Source organism: Mesorhizobium sp. M0954 (genome assembly GCF_040319155.1).
Lineage (GTDB): Bacteria > Pseudomonadota > Alphaproteobacteria > Rhizobiales > Rhizobiaceae > Mesorhizobium.
Genome location: NZ_JAMYNR010000004.1, coordinates 293,306 through 308,581, shown reverse-complemented (window position 1 = coordinate 308,581; position 15,276 = coordinate 293,306). Strand labels below are relative to the sequence as shown.

15 protein-coding genes are annotated in these 15,276 nt (G+C 64.5%); 5 read left to right on the top strand and 10 right to left on the bottom strand.

The window, feature by feature from the left end; translation table 11 throughout:
• Positions 1 to 10 precede the first annotated feature (10 nt).
• The 6 genes from NKH93_RS08265 to NKH93_RS08240 all read right to left on the bottom strand — a co-directional run bounded on the left by NKH93_RS08265 (position 11) and on the right by NKH93_RS08240 (position 6,651).
• The gene (locus NKH93_RS08265) at positions 11 to 781 is read right to left on the bottom strand and encodes an exodeoxyribonuclease III (RefSeq protein ID WP_352920181.1); all 771 of its coding nucleotides are present in this window, start codon (positions 779 to 781) and stop codon (positions 11 to 13) included.
• A 9-nt stretch (positions 782 to 790) separates the two neighbouring features.
• Positions 791 to 1,435 carry an alpha/beta hydrolase family protein gene (locus NKH93_RS08260; RefSeq protein WP_352920184.1) on the bottom strand — a complete coding sequence of 215 codons (645 nt, stop codon included), beginning with the start codon at positions 1,433 to 1,435 and terminating at the stop codon, positions 791 to 793.
• 181 nt (positions 1,436 to 1,616) lie between these two features.
• Positions 1,617 to 2,711, bottom strand: a complete 1,095-nt coding sequence (locus tag NKH93_RS08255) for a tetratricopeptide repeat protein (protein ID WP_352920186.1) — start codon at positions 2,709 to 2,711, stop codon at positions 1,617 to 1,619.
• Positions 2,708 to 3,622: a non-homologous end joining protein Ku gene (gene ku, locus NKH93_RS08250; protein ID WP_352773121.1), complete on the bottom strand. Its 915-nt coding sequence runs from the start codon at positions 3,620 to 3,622 to the stop codon at positions 2,708 to 2,710. Before ku ends, NKH93_RS08255 begins: the two co-directional genes overlap by 4 nt.
• Before the next feature lie 218 nt (positions 3,623 to 3,840).
• Positions 3,841 to 6,339 carry a DNA ligase D gene (gene ligD / locus NKH93_RS08245; RefSeq protein ID WP_352501210.1) on the bottom strand — a complete coding sequence of 833 codons (2,499 nt, stop codon included), beginning with the start codon at positions 6,337 to 6,339 and terminating at the stop codon, positions 3,841 to 3,843.
• A gap of 87 nt (positions 6,340 to 6,426) precedes the next feature.
• Positions 6,427 to 6,651, bottom strand: coding sequence for a hypothetical protein (locus NKH93_RS08240; RefSeq protein ID WP_352472112.1), 225 nt, complete (start codon positions 6,649 to 6,651; stop codon positions 6,427 to 6,429).
• Between the two features lie 316 nt (positions 6,652 to 6,967).
• Here NKH93_RS08240 and NKH93_RS08235 point away from each other — a divergent pair, with 316 nt between their 5' ends.
• The 5 genes from NKH93_RS08235 to NKH93_RS08215 all read left to right on the top strand — a co-directional run bounded on the left by NKH93_RS08235 (position 6,968) and on the right by NKH93_RS08215 (position 11,927).
• A complete protein-coding gene (locus NKH93_RS08235; protein WP_352472200.1) occupies positions 6,968 to 7,918 on the top strand; it encodes a substrate-binding domain-containing protein in 951 nt (316 codons plus the stop codon).
• A gap of 229 nt (positions 7,919 to 8,147) precedes the next feature.
• Complete coding sequence (locus tag NKH93_RS08230) at positions 8,148 to 9,716, top strand: sugar ABC transporter ATP-binding protein (RefSeq protein WP_352920190.1); 1,569 nt, start codon at positions 8,148 to 8,150, stop codon at positions 9,714 to 9,716.
• Positions 9,713 to 10,729 (top strand): ABC transporter permease, encoded by a 1,017-nt coding sequence (locus NKH93_RS08225; RefSeq protein ID WP_254819652.1) that lies wholly within the window; start codon positions 9,713 to 9,715, stop codon positions 10,727 to 10,729. Before NKH93_RS08230 ends, NKH93_RS08225 begins: the two co-directional genes overlap by 4 nt.
• A 241-nt stretch (positions 10,730 to 10,970) precedes the next feature.
• On the top strand, positions 10,971 to 11,339 hold the full coding sequence (locus tag NKH93_RS08220) for an endonuclease domain-containing protein (RefSeq protein ID WP_352472114.1): 369 nt from the start codon (positions 10,971 to 10,973) through the stop codon (positions 11,337 to 11,339).
• A 90-nt stretch (positions 11,340 to 11,429) separates the two neighbouring features.
• Positions 11,430 to 11,927 carry a GNAT family N-acetyltransferase gene (locus NKH93_RS08215; RefSeq protein WP_352920192.1) on the top strand — a complete coding sequence of 166 codons (498 nt, stop codon included), beginning with the start codon at positions 11,430 to 11,432 and terminating at the stop codon, positions 11,925 to 11,927.
• Between the two features lie 207 nt (positions 11,928 to 12,134).
• On the opposite strand, the gene NKH93_RS08210 is transcribed toward NKH93_RS08215, so the two are convergent.
• From NKH93_RS08210 to NKH93_RS08195, 4 genes are all read right to left on the bottom strand, one after another.
• Entirely contained in the window at positions 12,135 to 12,764 is a 630-nt protein-coding gene (locus NKH93_RS08210; RefSeq protein ID WP_352920195.1) for a DUF982 domain-containing protein, read from the bottom strand.
• Positions 12,761 to 12,976, bottom strand: a complete 216-nt coding sequence (locus NKH93_RS08205) for a hypothetical protein (RefSeq protein WP_254819654.1) — start codon at positions 12,974 to 12,976, stop codon at positions 12,761 to 12,763. The genes NKH93_RS08210 and NKH93_RS08205 overlap by 4 nt, the downstream gene beginning before the upstream one ends.
• Before the next feature lie 103 nt (positions 12,977 to 13,079).
• Positions 13,080 to 14,711 (bottom strand): chaperonin GroEL, encoded by a 1,632-nt coding sequence (gene groL, locus NKH93_RS08200; protein ID WP_352501213.1) that lies wholly within the window; start codon positions 14,709 to 14,711, stop codon positions 13,080 to 13,082.
• Between the two features lie 57 nt (positions 14,712 to 14,768).
• Complete coding sequence (locus NKH93_RS08195) at positions 14,769 to 15,083, bottom strand: co-chaperone GroES (RefSeq protein ID WP_352472118.1); 315 nt, start codon at positions 15,081 to 15,083, stop codon at positions 14,769 to 14,771.
• Between the last annotated feature and the right edge of the window lie 193 nt (positions 15,084 to 15,276).

Here is a 15,276-nt window from a genome sequence, read left to right as displayed (position 1 = left end):
CCTCCGTGCCTCACTTCAACTCCACCCAGACCGGCGCATGATCGCTGGCGCCGGTCTCGCCGCGCACGTCGCGGTCGATGCCCGCCGCTACCAGCCGGCGCGACAGCTTCTTGCTGAGCAAGATATGGTCGAGGCGCAGGCCGGCATCGCGCGGCCAGCGGTTGCGGCGATAGTCCCAGAATGTGTAGAGCGTCTCGTTCGGGTGCTTCTTGCGCAGCGCGTCAAGCCAGCCCTGGTCGAGCAGCCGCTGGAACGATGCGCGGCTTTCCGGCTGGACCAGCGCGTTGTCGTCATAGGAGCGGGTCGGGTAGATGTCGCGCGGCTCGGGCACGATGTTGTAGTCGCCGGCCAGCACCACTGGCAGGTCGGTGTCGAGCAACTGTGCCGCATGCGCCTCCAGCCTTTCGTGCCAGTTGAGCTTGTACTGGAATTTCGGGCCGGGCTGCGGATTGCCGTTCGGCGCGTAGAGGCAGGCGACGACGATGCCGTTGACCGCCGCTTCGATGTAGCGCGCCTGCTGGTCGCTATCGTCGCCGGGCAGCGCCTCGCGGGTCAGAACGGGTTCTGCGCCACGCGAAAGGATGGCGACGCCGTTCCAGGTCGGCTGCCCGACCCAAACCGCGCCGTAGCCGGCCGCCGCCAGCGCAGTGCGCGGAAACTGCGTCTGTCTCGCCTTGAGCTCCTGCAGGCAGGCGATGTCGGGTTTGGCGGCAGCCAGCCATGCGAGCAGGTTCGGCAGCCGGCTGTTGATGTTGTTGACGTTGAAGGTGGCGATCTTCATCGGCCTGCTTCAGCGCACGATGCGTTCGGTCCACGCCTTCACCGCATCAGCGAGCGTCTTCAGATGATCGGCGGTGGAGAAGCCGGAGATGTTTTTGCGCGGCTTCAGATCATGGTCGCCGTCTTCCAGCCAGAAGATCTCGATTGCATCGGACAAAGCATAGGTCGCGACCTCGTCTTTGGTCCCGAACTCGTCGCGCGTGCCCTGGAAGATCACTGTCGGCGTCTTGAGATCGGCCAGGTGCTTTGTCCGAAGCTGCGTCGGTTTGTCAGGCGGATGGAAGGGATAGCCGAGACAAAGCAGCCCTGAAATCTCGCCCTTCGAAAACATCTCGTCGGCGATCATCGAAGCGACGCGTCCGCCCATCGACTTGCCGCCGATGATCAGCGGACCCTTCACGCCCTTCGCCCGGAGGTCGGCGATCGCCTTGACGTATTCCGGGTTAACCGTCTCGGCGCGCGGCGGCGGCTTGCGGTGGCCGTAGCGGCGAGCCGCCATGTAGTGGAATTCGAAGCGCGCGACGCGGAAGCCGGCTGCGGCCAGCGCCTTGGCGGTGGCGGTCATCGAGGGCGAGTCCATAGGAGCGCCTGCGCCATGGGCGAGCAGGATGATGATGGCGGCGGTGTCGGGGCCGTCGAAGAGGAAGGTTGTCATGGGGACTCCAACGCTGGTGACCCCTTCTCCCCTTGTGGGAGAAGGTGACCGAGCGAAGCTCGGTCGGATGAGGGGTGTTCCAGGGAACGCCGACGCCTCATTTCTTCCAACACCCCTCAACCGTCTCGGCGCTGCGCGCCGATCCACCTTCTCCCACAAGGGGAGAAGGAGGCGCTACCACCTATCCCGCCGACATCCGCGCCAGCTGCAAATCCACGAACTGTATCCCCTTGCCCGCCGTGCGCGCCCATTCGGAATTGGCGTCGAGCTCGAGGTAGCGCACCCAGCGACGCCGCGCCTCGGCGAGATTGCCGGCGTCGAACTCCAGCCTGGCAAGGTTGAACACCGCGTCGGCATAATTGGGATCGAGTGCGATCGCCTTCAGCAAATGGCGGCGCGCCGAGGCTACCCGCCCCTCTTCGCTCATCAGCCCGGCGAGATTGAACCAGGCCTCGACGAAGCCGGGATCGAGCTTTATGGCGCGGGCATAGTCGTGCGCCGCCTCGGCCGCGTGGCCGGCGGCGCGCAGGCAGTTGGCGCGGTTGAAGGCGGCGATGGCATCGCTTGGGTCGATGGCCAGGCAGCGCTGGTAGAGCGCCGCCGCCTGCTCGTGGTCTTCAGCCCCTTCCGCCGCCTCGGCATCGGCGAACAGCTCTTCCAGCGTGTCGTCATCCTGCGTTCCCAGATCGAACAGCAGCTGGCCGTCGAGTTCGCTCTGGCCTCCCTCGAGATAGATCGCGTCGGCCCGCCCATGCTGCGAGCCGACGGCGAGCGACTTGGCGGTGAGCGAGGCGACCGGGCCCGAGCGGTGCACCGAGCGCGCAATCGCCCCCCACGAGGCGCCGCCGGCAACCAGCCCGGCATATTTGCGGGCGAGGATCAGGTCGCGAAAGGAATACGGTTCGCAATCATGCTCGAAGGCATCGAACAGCGACAAAAGGTCGAGATCCGCGCCGGTCAGCCGCGACTGGTCGATCAGCGACTGCCGCGACAGCGCCGAAGCCTCCGGCGCTTTCATCAGGCCGAGCAGGCGCAGGAAGCCGTTCTCGCTGACCAGCTTGCGCCCGGCCGCGCGCTCCGCAGCAGCGCGACGCTCGATCTCGCCATCGCCGGCTTTGGCGAGCAACTTGCGGCCCAACACGACATGTGTGGTGCGCCGAGTGACGCCGCGCCGCAACTGGCCGTACTGGCGCTCGACCTCGCGCGCCGCCAGCCTGAGCGGAAAGGCCGCCAGCGCGCCGACGATGCCGAAGACCGTGCCGGCGAGAGCCGTCACGCCTTGCTCTTGCCGACGGCTTTGAGAAGGTTCGCCTTGAGCGGGTTTTCCTTGACCGCGGCGGCGCTGGCCTTGGCGGATTTCGCCGCGGGCTTGGCCGTTTCATCGGCCTTGCTCTTCGACTTGGCCGGCGGCTTGGCCGATTGCGACAGGCTCGCCTTCAGCGCATCCATGAGATTGATGACATTGCCGCGCTCGGGGGCCGCCGCGATGATCGGCTTATGGCCCTTCAGCTTCTCGCGGATCATCGCCATCAGCGCGATCTCGTAGCGGTCCTCGTAATTCTTCGGATCGAAGGTGGTTTCCTTCTGCTTGATCAGCGCTTCGGCCAATTGCAGCATTTCGGGATCGGGGTTTCCGGCCGGGATATTGCCGAAATATTCAGCCGTGCCACGCACTTCGTTCGGATTCCTCAAGGTGCAGACGAACATGCCGTTCTCGCGCGCGCCGATCGTCACCACGCGCTCGCGGCTGGACAGCACCAGGCGGGCGATCGCCAGCTTGCCGGATTTGCGCATCGCTTCGCGCAACACGGCAAAGGTCTCCTCGGCCATTGCGCCGTCCGGCGCCAGGTAATAGGGCGCGTCCTGATAGATGACGTCGACCGAATGCTCGTCGACAAAAGCCTCGATGTTCATCGTATGGTTGGATTCGATGCGCACCGCATCGAGATCGGAGTCCTCGATGATGATGTACTGCTTGTCCTCGTATTCGTAGCCCTTGACCAGGTCCGAACGCTCGACCAGCCCGAGCTCGGGGTCGACCGGCTTCATGTTGATGCGGTTGTGCGTCTTCTTGTGCAGCTGGTTGAAGCTGATGCGCTCGCTGGCGCTCGTCGCCGGATAGAGCCGGACCGGACAGCTGACCAGACTGAGCTTGAGGTAACCTTTCCAACTTGCCCTGGGCGCCATGAAATACTCCTACGCGGCCTTGTGCTGTCGAACTGTTCGCAGCGTTCATTCGTCCGGAGGACGAATGCGGCTGCCGAAATCCTACATTGCCCTTACAATACCGGCAAATCCCTAGCGAAATCTTCCTCCGCCGGAGCCCCTGCAGGTAAGAGGTCCGTGGCGAAGAATAATTCAAATTTTCCGGAGCGTCGATGGAGTCTGGGGCCGCGCCCGCGGGACTATCTCGCAGTGCCCATCACCGGCAAATCCCGGGCGAAATCTTCCATGTCGGCCCAAGGGTCGCCTGACGTCGCCAGCAGGCCCGGCAGTGACGAATAATTCAGATCCTGCGGGGCATCGATGGTCGCCAGGTCGCTCCAGCTCACCGGCGTCGAGGCCGGCAAATTGGTGCGGGCGCGCAGCGAATAGGGAGCCGCCGAGGTGTGGCCGCGCGCATTGCGGTGATAATCGATGAAGATGCGCCGCTTGCGGTTATCCTTGCCCATGGTGGTGGTGAAAGTGTCGGGCGCGGTGGCGGCAAGATGCGTCGAGATGGCGCTGGTCGCCTGGTGCAATTTCTTCCAGTTCTGCTTTTGCGTCACCGGTACTGATATGTGGATGCCGTGGCCGCCGGACGTCTTGGCGAACGGCACCAGCCCTAGCGCTTCCAGCTCGCCCTTAATGTGCACCGCCGCCTCAACCACCTCGCGCCAGGCGATCCCCTCGCCCGGGTCGAGGTCGAAAACGACCAGGTCCGGCTTGTCGAGCCGCGTGCGATGGGTGCCCCAGGTGTGGAACTCGACGACACCGAACTGCGCCAGGGCCAGATAGCCCTTGGCGTCTTCCACCGAGAGATAGGATTTGGTCTCGCCCTCCGAATTGGTCGCTTCGAAAGTCGCCACGGATGACGGCATGCCGGTGAAGGCGTGGCGCTGGAAGAAACAGTCCTGCGGCCTGCCGGTCGGGCAGCGCACCAGCGACACCGGCCGGCCGAGAATGTGCGGCAGCATGAAATCGCCGACCAGCGCATAATAGACGGCAATGTCGAGCTTGGTCGGGCCGGTCTTGCCGAACAGCCGCCGCGTCGGGTTGGTCACCCAGATGGTGGCGAGGTCGGCCTCGGCGATCAGCCGCTTGCGCTTGGCCGAAACCGGCGTCGACAGGCCGACGTCGCGCAGGCCGCGGAACACCGCATGGCGCAGCGCATTGTCGGTGGTCCGGTTGGCGTAGTGGATATGCGCCGAAAGCAGCGGCCGCACCCATTTCATCTCGCGCATGATTTCGCGCGGAACGCCTTCTGGCGCGGATGCACCCGCCCTTAGCGGCTCCAGCCTGGCCAGCAATTCGCCGGCGGTTCCCGCATCGAAGCCGGTGCCGACCTTGCCGCGATAGTGCAGCTCGCCGTCCTCGAATTCGCCGAGGCCAAGTGCAGCCAGCCCCTCGGCCGCGTCGGAAACTGTGTAGCCGGCGATGACGAAGTCGCCGGTCTGAAGCGCCTTGGTCTTGGTCCAGGTCTTGGTACGGCCGCTCTGGTAGATTGCCGTGGCGCGCTTGGAGACGACACCCTCGAGCCCCATCTCGGACGCCTGGTCATAAAGTGCCTGGCCGTCTCCTTCGACATGATCGCTGAGCTGGATGGCCGAATTGGCGCCGAGACCGGACAGCAATTGCGAAAGCAGCGCCTTGCGCCGGCGGAGCGGCGCTTGTCTCAGGTCCCAGCCGTCGAGATACAGAAGATCGAAGGCGTAGAAGTGGAGCTTGTTGCCGGCGCCTTCGGCCAGCGCATTCTGCAAAAGGGCAAAGCGGCTGATGCCCTTGGCGTCGAGCGCGACGACCTCGCCGTCGATGATCGCCTCGCGGCACGGCAGCCTGGCGAAGGCAAGCGGCAGGTCGCCATAGCGCTTCGTCCAGTCGAGGCCGGCGCGGGTGATCAGCCTGACTGCGCCGTTAGCGAGATGCGCCATGGTGCGGTAGCCATCGAATTTGATCTCGTGCAGCCAGACTTCGCCCGTTCGGGCCGCTGGGTCATCGCCGCCCGGCGGTTTCGAAACCTGCGTCGCCAGTTGCGGCTCGATGCGGGTGGGCAGCGGCGCCTTGACGGCGCCCGGCAAAGCACCTGGCTTCAGCACCACCGGCCTGGCAGGCTTGGCGGCCGGCTTCGGCGTTGCCGCCAGTTCCTCAATGCGGCGTCCGGATTTGACGCTTTCCGGCCGGGCTTCCAGTATGTCGAGCTTGGCGTCGGCGGCGAGATCGCGCTCCTTGAACAGCAGCCAGTTCTTCTTGCCCGCATCCTCGCCGGGCTTCGGTTTCAGCCGCGTCAGCATCCAGCCGCCATTCAGCTTTTCGCCGGCGAGGCGGAACTTGAAGGAACCGGTGCGCAGGCTCTTCTCGACATCGTCCATCGGCGCCCAGACGCCGGTGTCCCAGACGATCATCGGCCCGCCGCCATATTCGCCTTCGGGAATGACACCTTCGAAGTCGATATACTCGAGCGGATGGTCCTCGGTCTCGACCGCCAGCCGTTTGTCGGCGGGGTTGAGCGACGGGCCGCGCGGCACCGCCCAGCTCTTCAGCACGTCGCCGACCTGCAGGCGAAGGTCGTAGTGGTCGGCGGTGGCGTGGTGCTTGTGAACGACGAAGCGGTTGCCTTCCCCGGCAACCAGCCCGCCGGCGGGTTCCGGCGTCCTCGTGAACTCGCGCTTGGCGCGATAGGCCTTGAGCTTTGGCGGGGCGGTCACGGCCACATGCTCTTGCGCAAAAACAACGGCTTGATGCGCATGTCTTGAATCATTTTGTCAGCATGCGGCAGGTCGGCGTCATGCCGCTCAATCGTCGGTGGCCGGCGTCAATTCGAGCTCGGCCGGCGACAGGCCCTGCTGCAGCTGGCTGAGCCGGAATTCGTCGACCCAATAGGCCTCGCCGTTGACCAGCACCCGCGCGCTGTAGCTGCCGGCCGAAAAACGCTGCGCGGTGATGTACACCTTGTGGCGGTCGAGCGCGTTCCGCACCGCGGCGCGCTTGGATTTCTGACTGGCGACGGAACTGGCCATGCTGGTTACTCACGCACAAGCCGCAAGGCGGCGTGCCTTAAGGATGGCCGAGAGCGTGTCGGCTGTCAATTTGGCGGTCGCTGCGAGCCGCGCGCGGTAGCGTGTTCTTGCGCAAAGCTCCGGCCTTGGCTAGCATCCGCCGGCAGGCACCGAGCGGAGGAGAACGTCGCGGTGGACCGGCTGGAGCGCCGTTGCGTCCCTTCAAACACGAGTTGGGCGCTCGAAGGACACTCCATTTTTGAATCGACGCAAGGAACCTTCCGGAAAACCCATTCCGGTTTCGGGTCGTGCGCTCATCTGGGAGGAGACTAAATTGATCAACAGACGTGAATTCCTGCTGTCGACCGCGGCGATGGGCGCTTTAGCGCTGGCCGCCCCGCAACTGGCTTTTGCCCAGGACAAGCTGACCATCCTGGGTTCGGTGCCGAGCCTCGGCTTTCCGTTCTTCGTGCACATGCTGAACCAGATCAAGGCGGAAGCCCAGGCGCAGGGCGTCAACCTGGTCGAAAGCGACGGCCAGAACTCGGCGCCCAAGCAGACCGCCGATATCGAAGCGGCGCTCGTGCAGAAGGTCAACGCCATCGTCATCTCGCCGCTCGACGTCAACGCGCTTGCCCCAGCCATCGAGGAAGCGGTCAAGGCCGGCGTTCCCGTCGTCACCATCGACCGCCGTGTCGAAGGCGTCGAGGGCATCCTTGCCCATGTCGGCGCCGACAACGTCAAGGGCGGCGAGGCTGAAGCCAAGGCCATGGTGGCGGCGTTCCCGAACGGCGCCAAGATATTCCATCTGCAGGGCCAGCCCGGTGCCGGCCCGGCGATCGACCGCAACAAGGGTGTGCACAACGTCCTCGATCCGATGAAGGACAAGTACCAGATCATCTTCGAGCAGACCGCCAACTTCGCCCGCGCCGAGGCGCTGTCCGTCACCGAGGCCGGCCTTGCCGCCAACGGCAAGCCCGACGCGATCATCTGCGCCAATGACGACATGGCGCTTGGCGCGGTTGAAGCCTGCGCGGCGCGCAACTTCACCGACGTCAAGATCTACGGCTTCGACGCGCTTCCCGAAGCGCTGGTCGCCGTGCGCGACGGCAAGCTGGCCGGAACGGTCGAGCAATTCCCCGGCGAACAATCGCGCACTGCGGTGCAGATCGCGGTCGCCTACGCCAGGGACAAGACCGAGCCGAAGGAAAAGCTGGTGCTTTTGACGCCGATCGTCATCGGCAAGGACAATCTCGACAAGGCAGAGAGGCTGGGCGAGACGAAGTGAGGTTGCACAAAGGGCGCGCAGCGGCAAAAGTAGCATTCTGTCGCGCCCCCCTCTGCCCTGCCGGGCATCTCCCCCACTTGGGGGGAGATCGGAAGCTTCGCCGATGGCGCCTTTTCTGCAACGCAGGAAGATTGGCGAAAGACATCCAATCTCCCCCCTCGTGGGGGAGATGTCCGGTAGGACAGAGGGGGGCGCTGACCCGCCGACAATCGCAATCCAGGAGCAAACTTTGCCCAAGGCAGCCGCCATCGCGCCCTCTCCCGCCCTGCTCACCGTCGAGGGCGTGACCAAGCGCTTTGCCGGCGTCACCGCGCTGAACGACGTTTCGCTCGAAGTCCGCCCCGGCGAGATTCTCGGCCTGCTCGGCGAGAACGGAGCCGGCAAATCGACGCTGCTCAAGATCCTGTCCGGCGTGATGCCGCCGTCCAGCGGCCGCATCGTCTTCGATGGGGTCGAATTCAGCCCGCACAATCCGCAGGATGCCAAGCGCCACGGCATCGTAACAATCTACCAGGAACTGAGCCTGATCCCGACGCTGACGGTAGCGGAGAATATCTTCATCGGTCGCGCGCCGCTCGGCCGGTTCGGGCTGGTCAGCTGGCGAAAGATGGTGGAAGACTCACGCGCGATCATCGCCCGCGTCGGCCTCGACCTCGACCCGGCGACGCCGGTGTCGGCGCTGTCGGTGGCCGAGCAGCAGCTGGTCGAGATCGCCCGCGCGCTGTCGCTGAAGAGCCGCTTGATCATCATGGACGAGCCGACCTCTGCGCTGACCGAAACCGAAGTGCACAGGCTGATGTCGATCATGGACCGGCTGCGCAAGGATGGCGTCGCCATCATGTTCGTCACCCACCGGCTGGAGGAGGCCTCGGCGATCTGCGACCGCATGACGGTGCTGCGCGACGGCAGGCTGGCCGGCCATCTCGACCGCGAAGGCGGGCCGATCAAACTGCCGAAGATCATCGAGAAGATGGTCGGCCGCGCCGCTTCCGAGCTCTATGCCAGGCCGACGCAGCGCGACGTCGCCGGCGACGTCCGGCTCTCGGTGCGCGGCCTGCGCACGGTGCGCGATCCGCAGGCGCCGCACGCCATCGTGCTCGAAGGCGTCGATCTCGACCTCAAGGCGGGCGAAATCCTCGGCGTCGCCGGGCTCGTCGGCTCCGGCCGCACCGAGCTCGCCCGCGCCATCTTCGGCGCCGACCGCATTGCCGCCGGCACCATCAGGCTCGACGGCAAGCCGATCGCGCCCGCCTCACCCGCCGACGCCATCGAGCTCGGCATCGGCCTGGTGCCGGAGGACCGCAAGCACCAGGCAATCTTCGCAGCACTCGCCATCCTCACCAATTTCTCGATCGCCGCGCTCGACCGCTACTCCAGTGTCGGCTTCATGGCCGAGCGGCGCGAACGCGAGGCGCTGGCGAACTACAGGAAGATGCTGTCGATCCGCATGGCCTCGCCCGAGCAGGCGATCGAGGGCCTGTCCGGCGGCAACCAGCAGAAGGTGATCCTTGCCCGCTGGCTGGCGCGCGATCCCAAGGTACTGATCGTCGATGAACCGACGCGCGGCGTCGATGTCGGCGCCAAGGCGGAAGTGCACCAGATCCTGGTGGAGCTCGCCGCGCGCGGCATCGCCATCATGATGATCTCGTCCGAGCTGCCCGAAGTGCTTGCGGTGTCGGACAGGATCGTCACCATGCGGCGCGGGCGCATTACCGGCGAGATGCCCGGCGTCGAGGCGACCGAGGAGAAATTGATGGAACTGATGGCGCTCGACCAGAAGCAGGAAGCAACCCAATGACCAGCACGACCGAACGGAGCCAGCGCGGCGGTGTCAATATTGCGCGGCTGCTGATGAGTTTCGGCCCACTGATGTTCCTGGCGTTGCTGATCGTCGTCTTCACCGTGCTGAAGCCGAGCTTCATCGACCCGATCAACCTGTTCAACATCATGCGCCAGATCTCGATCACCGGCCTGATCGCGCTTGGCATGACCTTCGTCATCCTCACCGCCGGCATCGACCTGTCGGTCGGCTCGCTGCTCGCCTTCTGCGGCATGGTCGCGGCGGTGGTGGCCAAGGGCGGCACCGCCAACACGCTGTCGCTGTCGACAACGGGCACGCAGGGCTATGGCTGGTTCGCCGCCCTTCTCGCGGCCGTCGTCGTCGGTGCCGTGGCCGGCGGCGTCCAGGGCTTTGCCATCACCAGGCTGAAAGTGCCGCCCTTCGTCGTCACGCTTGGCGGCCTCACCGTGTTTCGCGGCCTGACCTTGACGATTTCCAATGGCGGCCCGATCTCCGGCTTCGACGCCTCGATGCGCTGGTTCGGTACCGGCCTGATCGGCCCGGTTCCGGTGCCGGCGATCATCTTCGCGATTGCCGCGATCCTTTGCCATATCGTGCTGCGCTACACACGTTACGGCCGCGCGGTCTATGCCGTCGGCGGCAATGCCGAGGCGGCACGACTCTCCGGCCTGCGTGTCGACCGCATCCTGATCTCGGTCTACATCATCGTCGGCTTCTTCGCCGGCCTTGCCGCCTTCGTTTTGTCGGCGCGGCTCAACTCCTCCGAAGCCGTCGCCGGCATCGGCTACGAGCTGACGGTGATCTCGGCGGTCGTCATCGGCGGCACCTCGCTGTTCGGCGGCATCGGCAGCGTCGGCGGCACGGTGGTCGGTGCAGGACTGATCGGCGTCTTGCAGAACGGGCTGCAGTTCAACAATGTCTCGTCCTACACGCAAAGCATCGTCATCGGCCTGATCCTCATCCTCGCCGTGGCCTTCGACCGCTGGCTGAAATCGCGGGTAAGGCGGTGATACAGGTGCCATGCCTATCCAGGTCGGCGGGCCAGCACCCCCCTCTGTCCTGCCGGACATCTCCCCCTCAAGGGGGGAGATTGGACGTCGCTCCAGCTTTCGCCAATCTCTAAAGAAGGGAGAATTTTCGGCGAAGCTGCCAATCTCCCCCCTTGAGGGGGAGATGTCCGGCAGGACAGAGGGGGGTGTTCAAGCGCAGCATAGAGAAGATGGGCAAGGTTCGCGCTGAGGAATAGAAGTAGTGAATCACTATCCCGTACCTCCCCGTAACCGCGGCAATGCGCGCAAGATGCGCAAGGCCATGACGGATGCCGAGCTGAAGCTCTGGAATGAGGTCAGGGCGCATCGACTCATGGGGCTGGCATTTCGGCGGCAGATGCCAATTGCAGGCCATATTGTCGATTTTGCCTGCCCGGACAAAAAGCTGATTGTCGAACTGGATGGCTCCCAGCATGCCCGGGCCGATGCCTCAATATCGGACGCTACCAGAAGCGCACGGCTTGAAGCGCTGGGCTGGACTATCCTGCGGTTCTGGAACGACGACGTCATTCGCGATATCGACAATGTCTGCCAGCACATAGTCATGGTGGCCGGCGCGGATGTGCGCTGAACTCAGCCGTGCAGGGCCGGCGGGACAGCACCTCTCTGTCTTGCCGGACATCTCCGCTCAAAAGGGGCAGGTTTCTGAGGCGAGGTGCCAATGACCCAAATAAGAACCATGACCGAACAGGACGTTCCGGCGGTGTCGCGGCTGCTTGGAGGGTCCTGGCGACACACCTATTCGCCAATCCTGGGTGCCGAGACGACGGCACGGCTGTCGGATGAGAAGCACGCGCCGGAGCGGCTGGCGGCCGAGCTCGGGGATGACAACAAGATGTCCTTCGTCGCCGAGCGGGCTGACGGCTCGCTCGCCGGTTATGCGATGGCAGCGATGGACGACAAGGGCGAGGTCATGCTCGAGCGGCTCCATATAGACAAAACAGAGTACGGCACCGGCCTTGCCGCCGACCTGCTGCATGCCGTTCTTGCCGCGCATGCGGGTATTCCCAGCATCGCCCTGGAAGTGATCGGGGGCAACGACCGCGCAATCGCCTTCTATCGCAAGCACGGCTTCGAGGTCGTCGAGCGCCGGCCGGCTGCACACGGGGTGGGCGGCCATGCCTCGCTGATCATGCGCCGGCTGCTACCGATGGCTTAGTAGGCGAAAGCGGCTGAGCGCGTAATCTCCCCCCTCGAGGGGGAGATGGCCGGCAGGCCAGAGGGGATAGCCGCGCGTGAGGCGCCAACTTTCTCTTTCGTCCAACATGGCGTCGCGCCAGGACGTACCGACCCCCTCTGTCGCCTTCGGCGACATCTCCCCCTCAAGGGACCCTCAAGGGGGGAGATTGGCGACTTCTCCAACCGCTCAGGCCGGGGCGTTGACGCGCTGTGCGCGCGTTGCCCAGTCGGCAACCGTCGCGCCAGCAACACTCTCGCCGGCAACCATCCCGTTCGCCTGCGGCGCAAGCAGGTCGTTGCGGCGGGCGAAGGCGACGAAGGTGGCGCGCGCCGTCTCGGCGTCGATCTCTCCTTCCATTGCCGCCCGGCAGGCCTTGGCGGCGATGTCATGCGCGGCCGTCCGGCTCGTTGCCGGCCACTCAGCCAAAAGTGCATAAGCCTCAGCCGCGCTTTCTATCTTCGTCGGCGTACCGAGGCCGGTGAGGATGGTAACTGGCTTGTCGAACGAAGCACGATCCATGAAACTCTCCTTTCCTGGCTCAATCGGCTGCTTGCGGAACTCAACCGCGCGGGCGCTTCGATCCGCCTGCAGGACGGCGTCGATCGGTGAATGCAACACGGCTTGCATGCTCGGCCGCGGCAGCAGCCGATGCACCTTGACCAGCGCCTCGAGCCAGGCCGCCACGCCCAGCGGCGGATGTTCGCGCCCGTAGAGCCACGCCTTTGCCTTGGCGAGCGGGTATCCCGCCTCTTCGGCGAAATCGGTTTCCGACCAACGCAGCAGGCGCAGGCATTCGCGCATCCGCGCCGCGATCATTTGCGCTCCTCCGTGCCGGCCCCCACGCGTTGAGCCGACAGAAACATCAGCGTGTAGGCCGCCTTGCGGCGGTCCCAGCCGGCCGACTCGGCCATATCCAGCAAGCCGTCGACCAAAGGCGCCAGCGCCGCCCTGCAGTCGGCTTCATAGTTGAAATCGTTTTTCGGGCGGGTCGGCGCCGCGATCTTTCCAAAACTGTCCATCATATCCATGGCAACACCTGCTCAGCATTAGTCCCGGACCGGCAAGACCGTGCCCGCTTTTGGCGGACACGGTCCATCTGCCGTTTCGAAGTCGCGCTTTGGAAGCCTGGCCTTAGAAGTCCATGCCGCCACCGCCGGGCATGGCCGGCGCGGCAGCTTCCTTCTTCGGCTTCTCGGCCACCATCGCCTCGGTCGTCACCAGCAGGCCGGCAACGGAGGCGGCACCCTGCAGGGCAGTGCGCACGACCTTGGCCGGGTCGATGACGCCTTGACTGTAGAGGTCGCCGAACTCGTTGGTCTGCGCGTTCCAGCCATAGCCGAAGTCGGTCGTCTCGCGCAGCTTGCCGACGATGATCGAACCTTCGGCGCCGGCATTCTCGGCGATCTGGCGCACCGGCGCTTCGATGGCGCGACGCACGATGTCGACACCGGTCTTCTGATCGGGATTGTCGACGACGACATTATCGAGCGCCTTCGCCGCTCTCAGCAGCGCCACGCCGCCGCCGGGCAGGATGCCCTCCTCAACCGCCGCGCGTGTGGCGTGCATGGCGTCGTCGACGCGATCCTTGCGCTCCTTGACCTCGATCTCGGTCGAGCCGCCGACACGGATGACGGCGACGCCGCCGGCGAGCTTGGCCAGCCGCTCCTGCAGCTTTTCGCGGTCGTAGTCGGAGGTGGTTTCCTCGATCTGCGCCTTGATCTGGCTGATGCGCGCATGGATTTCATCCTTGCGGCCGGCGCCGTCGACGATGGTGGTGTTCTCCTTCTCGATCAGCACCTTCTTGGCGCGGCCGAGCATCTCCAGTGTGACGTTCTCGAGCTTGATGCCGAGGTCCTCCGAGATCGCCGTGCCGCCGGTCAGGATGGCAATATCCTCCAGCATGGCCTTGCGGCGATCGCCGAAGCCCGGTGCCTTGACGGCCGCGACCTTAAGGCCGCCGCGCAGCTTGTTGACGACCAGCGTCGCCAGCGCCTCGCCCTCGACGTCCTCGGCGATGATCAACAGCGGCTTGCCGGATTGCACGGCGGCTTCGAGCACAGGAAGCATGGCCTGCAGGTTGGACAGCTTCTTCTCGTGGATCAGCACATAGGGTTCTTCGAGTTCGACGCGCATCTTATCCTGATTGGTGATGAAATAGGGCGAGAGGTAGCCACGGTCGAACTGCATGCCTTCGACCACTTCCAACTCGGTCTCAGCGGTCTTCGCTTCCTCGACAGTGATGACACCCTCATTGCCAACCTTTTCCATCGCCTCTGCGAGGAAGCGGCCGATCTCGGCATCGCCATTGGCAGAGATGGCGCCGACCTGAGCGATTTCGTCGTTCCTGGTCACCTTGCGGGCATTGGATTTCAGGTCGGCGACCACGGCGTCGACCGCCTTGTCGATGCCGCGCTTCAAATCCATCGGGTTCATGCCGGCAGCGACCGCCTTGGCCCCTTCCCTGACAATGGCCTGAGCAAGAATCGTCGCGGTCGTGGTGCCATCGCCTGCGGTGTCGCTGGTCTTCGAAGCAACTTCGCGGACCATCTGAGCGCCCATGTTCTCGAACTTGTCCTCGAGCTCGATCTCTTTTGCCACCGTCACGCCGTCCTTGGTGATGCGCGGCGCGCCGAACGATTTGTCGAAGACAACGTTGCGGCCCTTGGGACCGAGCGTCACCTTCACCGCATTGGCAAGCATATCGACACCGCGTAACATCTTCTCGCGGGCTTCGGTATGAAATTTCACATCTTTGGCAGCCATTGGAACACTCCTCGATAGGCAGCTTTTCGTTGACTGGAATGCTTGTTCAGGCCCCGCTCAGGCAGCCCTCTTCATCTCGCCCGTGGCTTCGATCACGCCCAGCACGTCGCTCTCTTTCATGATGAGCAGATCCTCGCCATTGAGCTTGATCTCGGTGCCGGACCATTTGCCGAACAAAATGCGGTCGCCGACCTTGACGTCGAGCGGCTGCAATTGGCCGCTGTCGTCGCGCGCGCCCGGACCGGCGGCAATGACCTCGCCCTCCTGCGGCTTCTCCTTGGCGGTGTCGGGGATGATGATGCCGCCCGCGGTCTTTTCGTCGACCTCGATGCGGCGGACCAGGATGCGGTCATGCAATGGACGGAACGCCATGTCGTTCTCCTCTCGGGACAAACAGATCTTCGAACATCCTCCTGACCGGACCGGCAATATCGGCCCGGCACGGGGTGCGCGATCTCTTCTTCAGGCATCGCGCGCATACGAACTAGTCGCGCTTTTTTCAGCTTTCAAGAGGATCATGCAAAAATTTTAGCACTCGACACCTGAGAGTGCCAATACGCTGTAA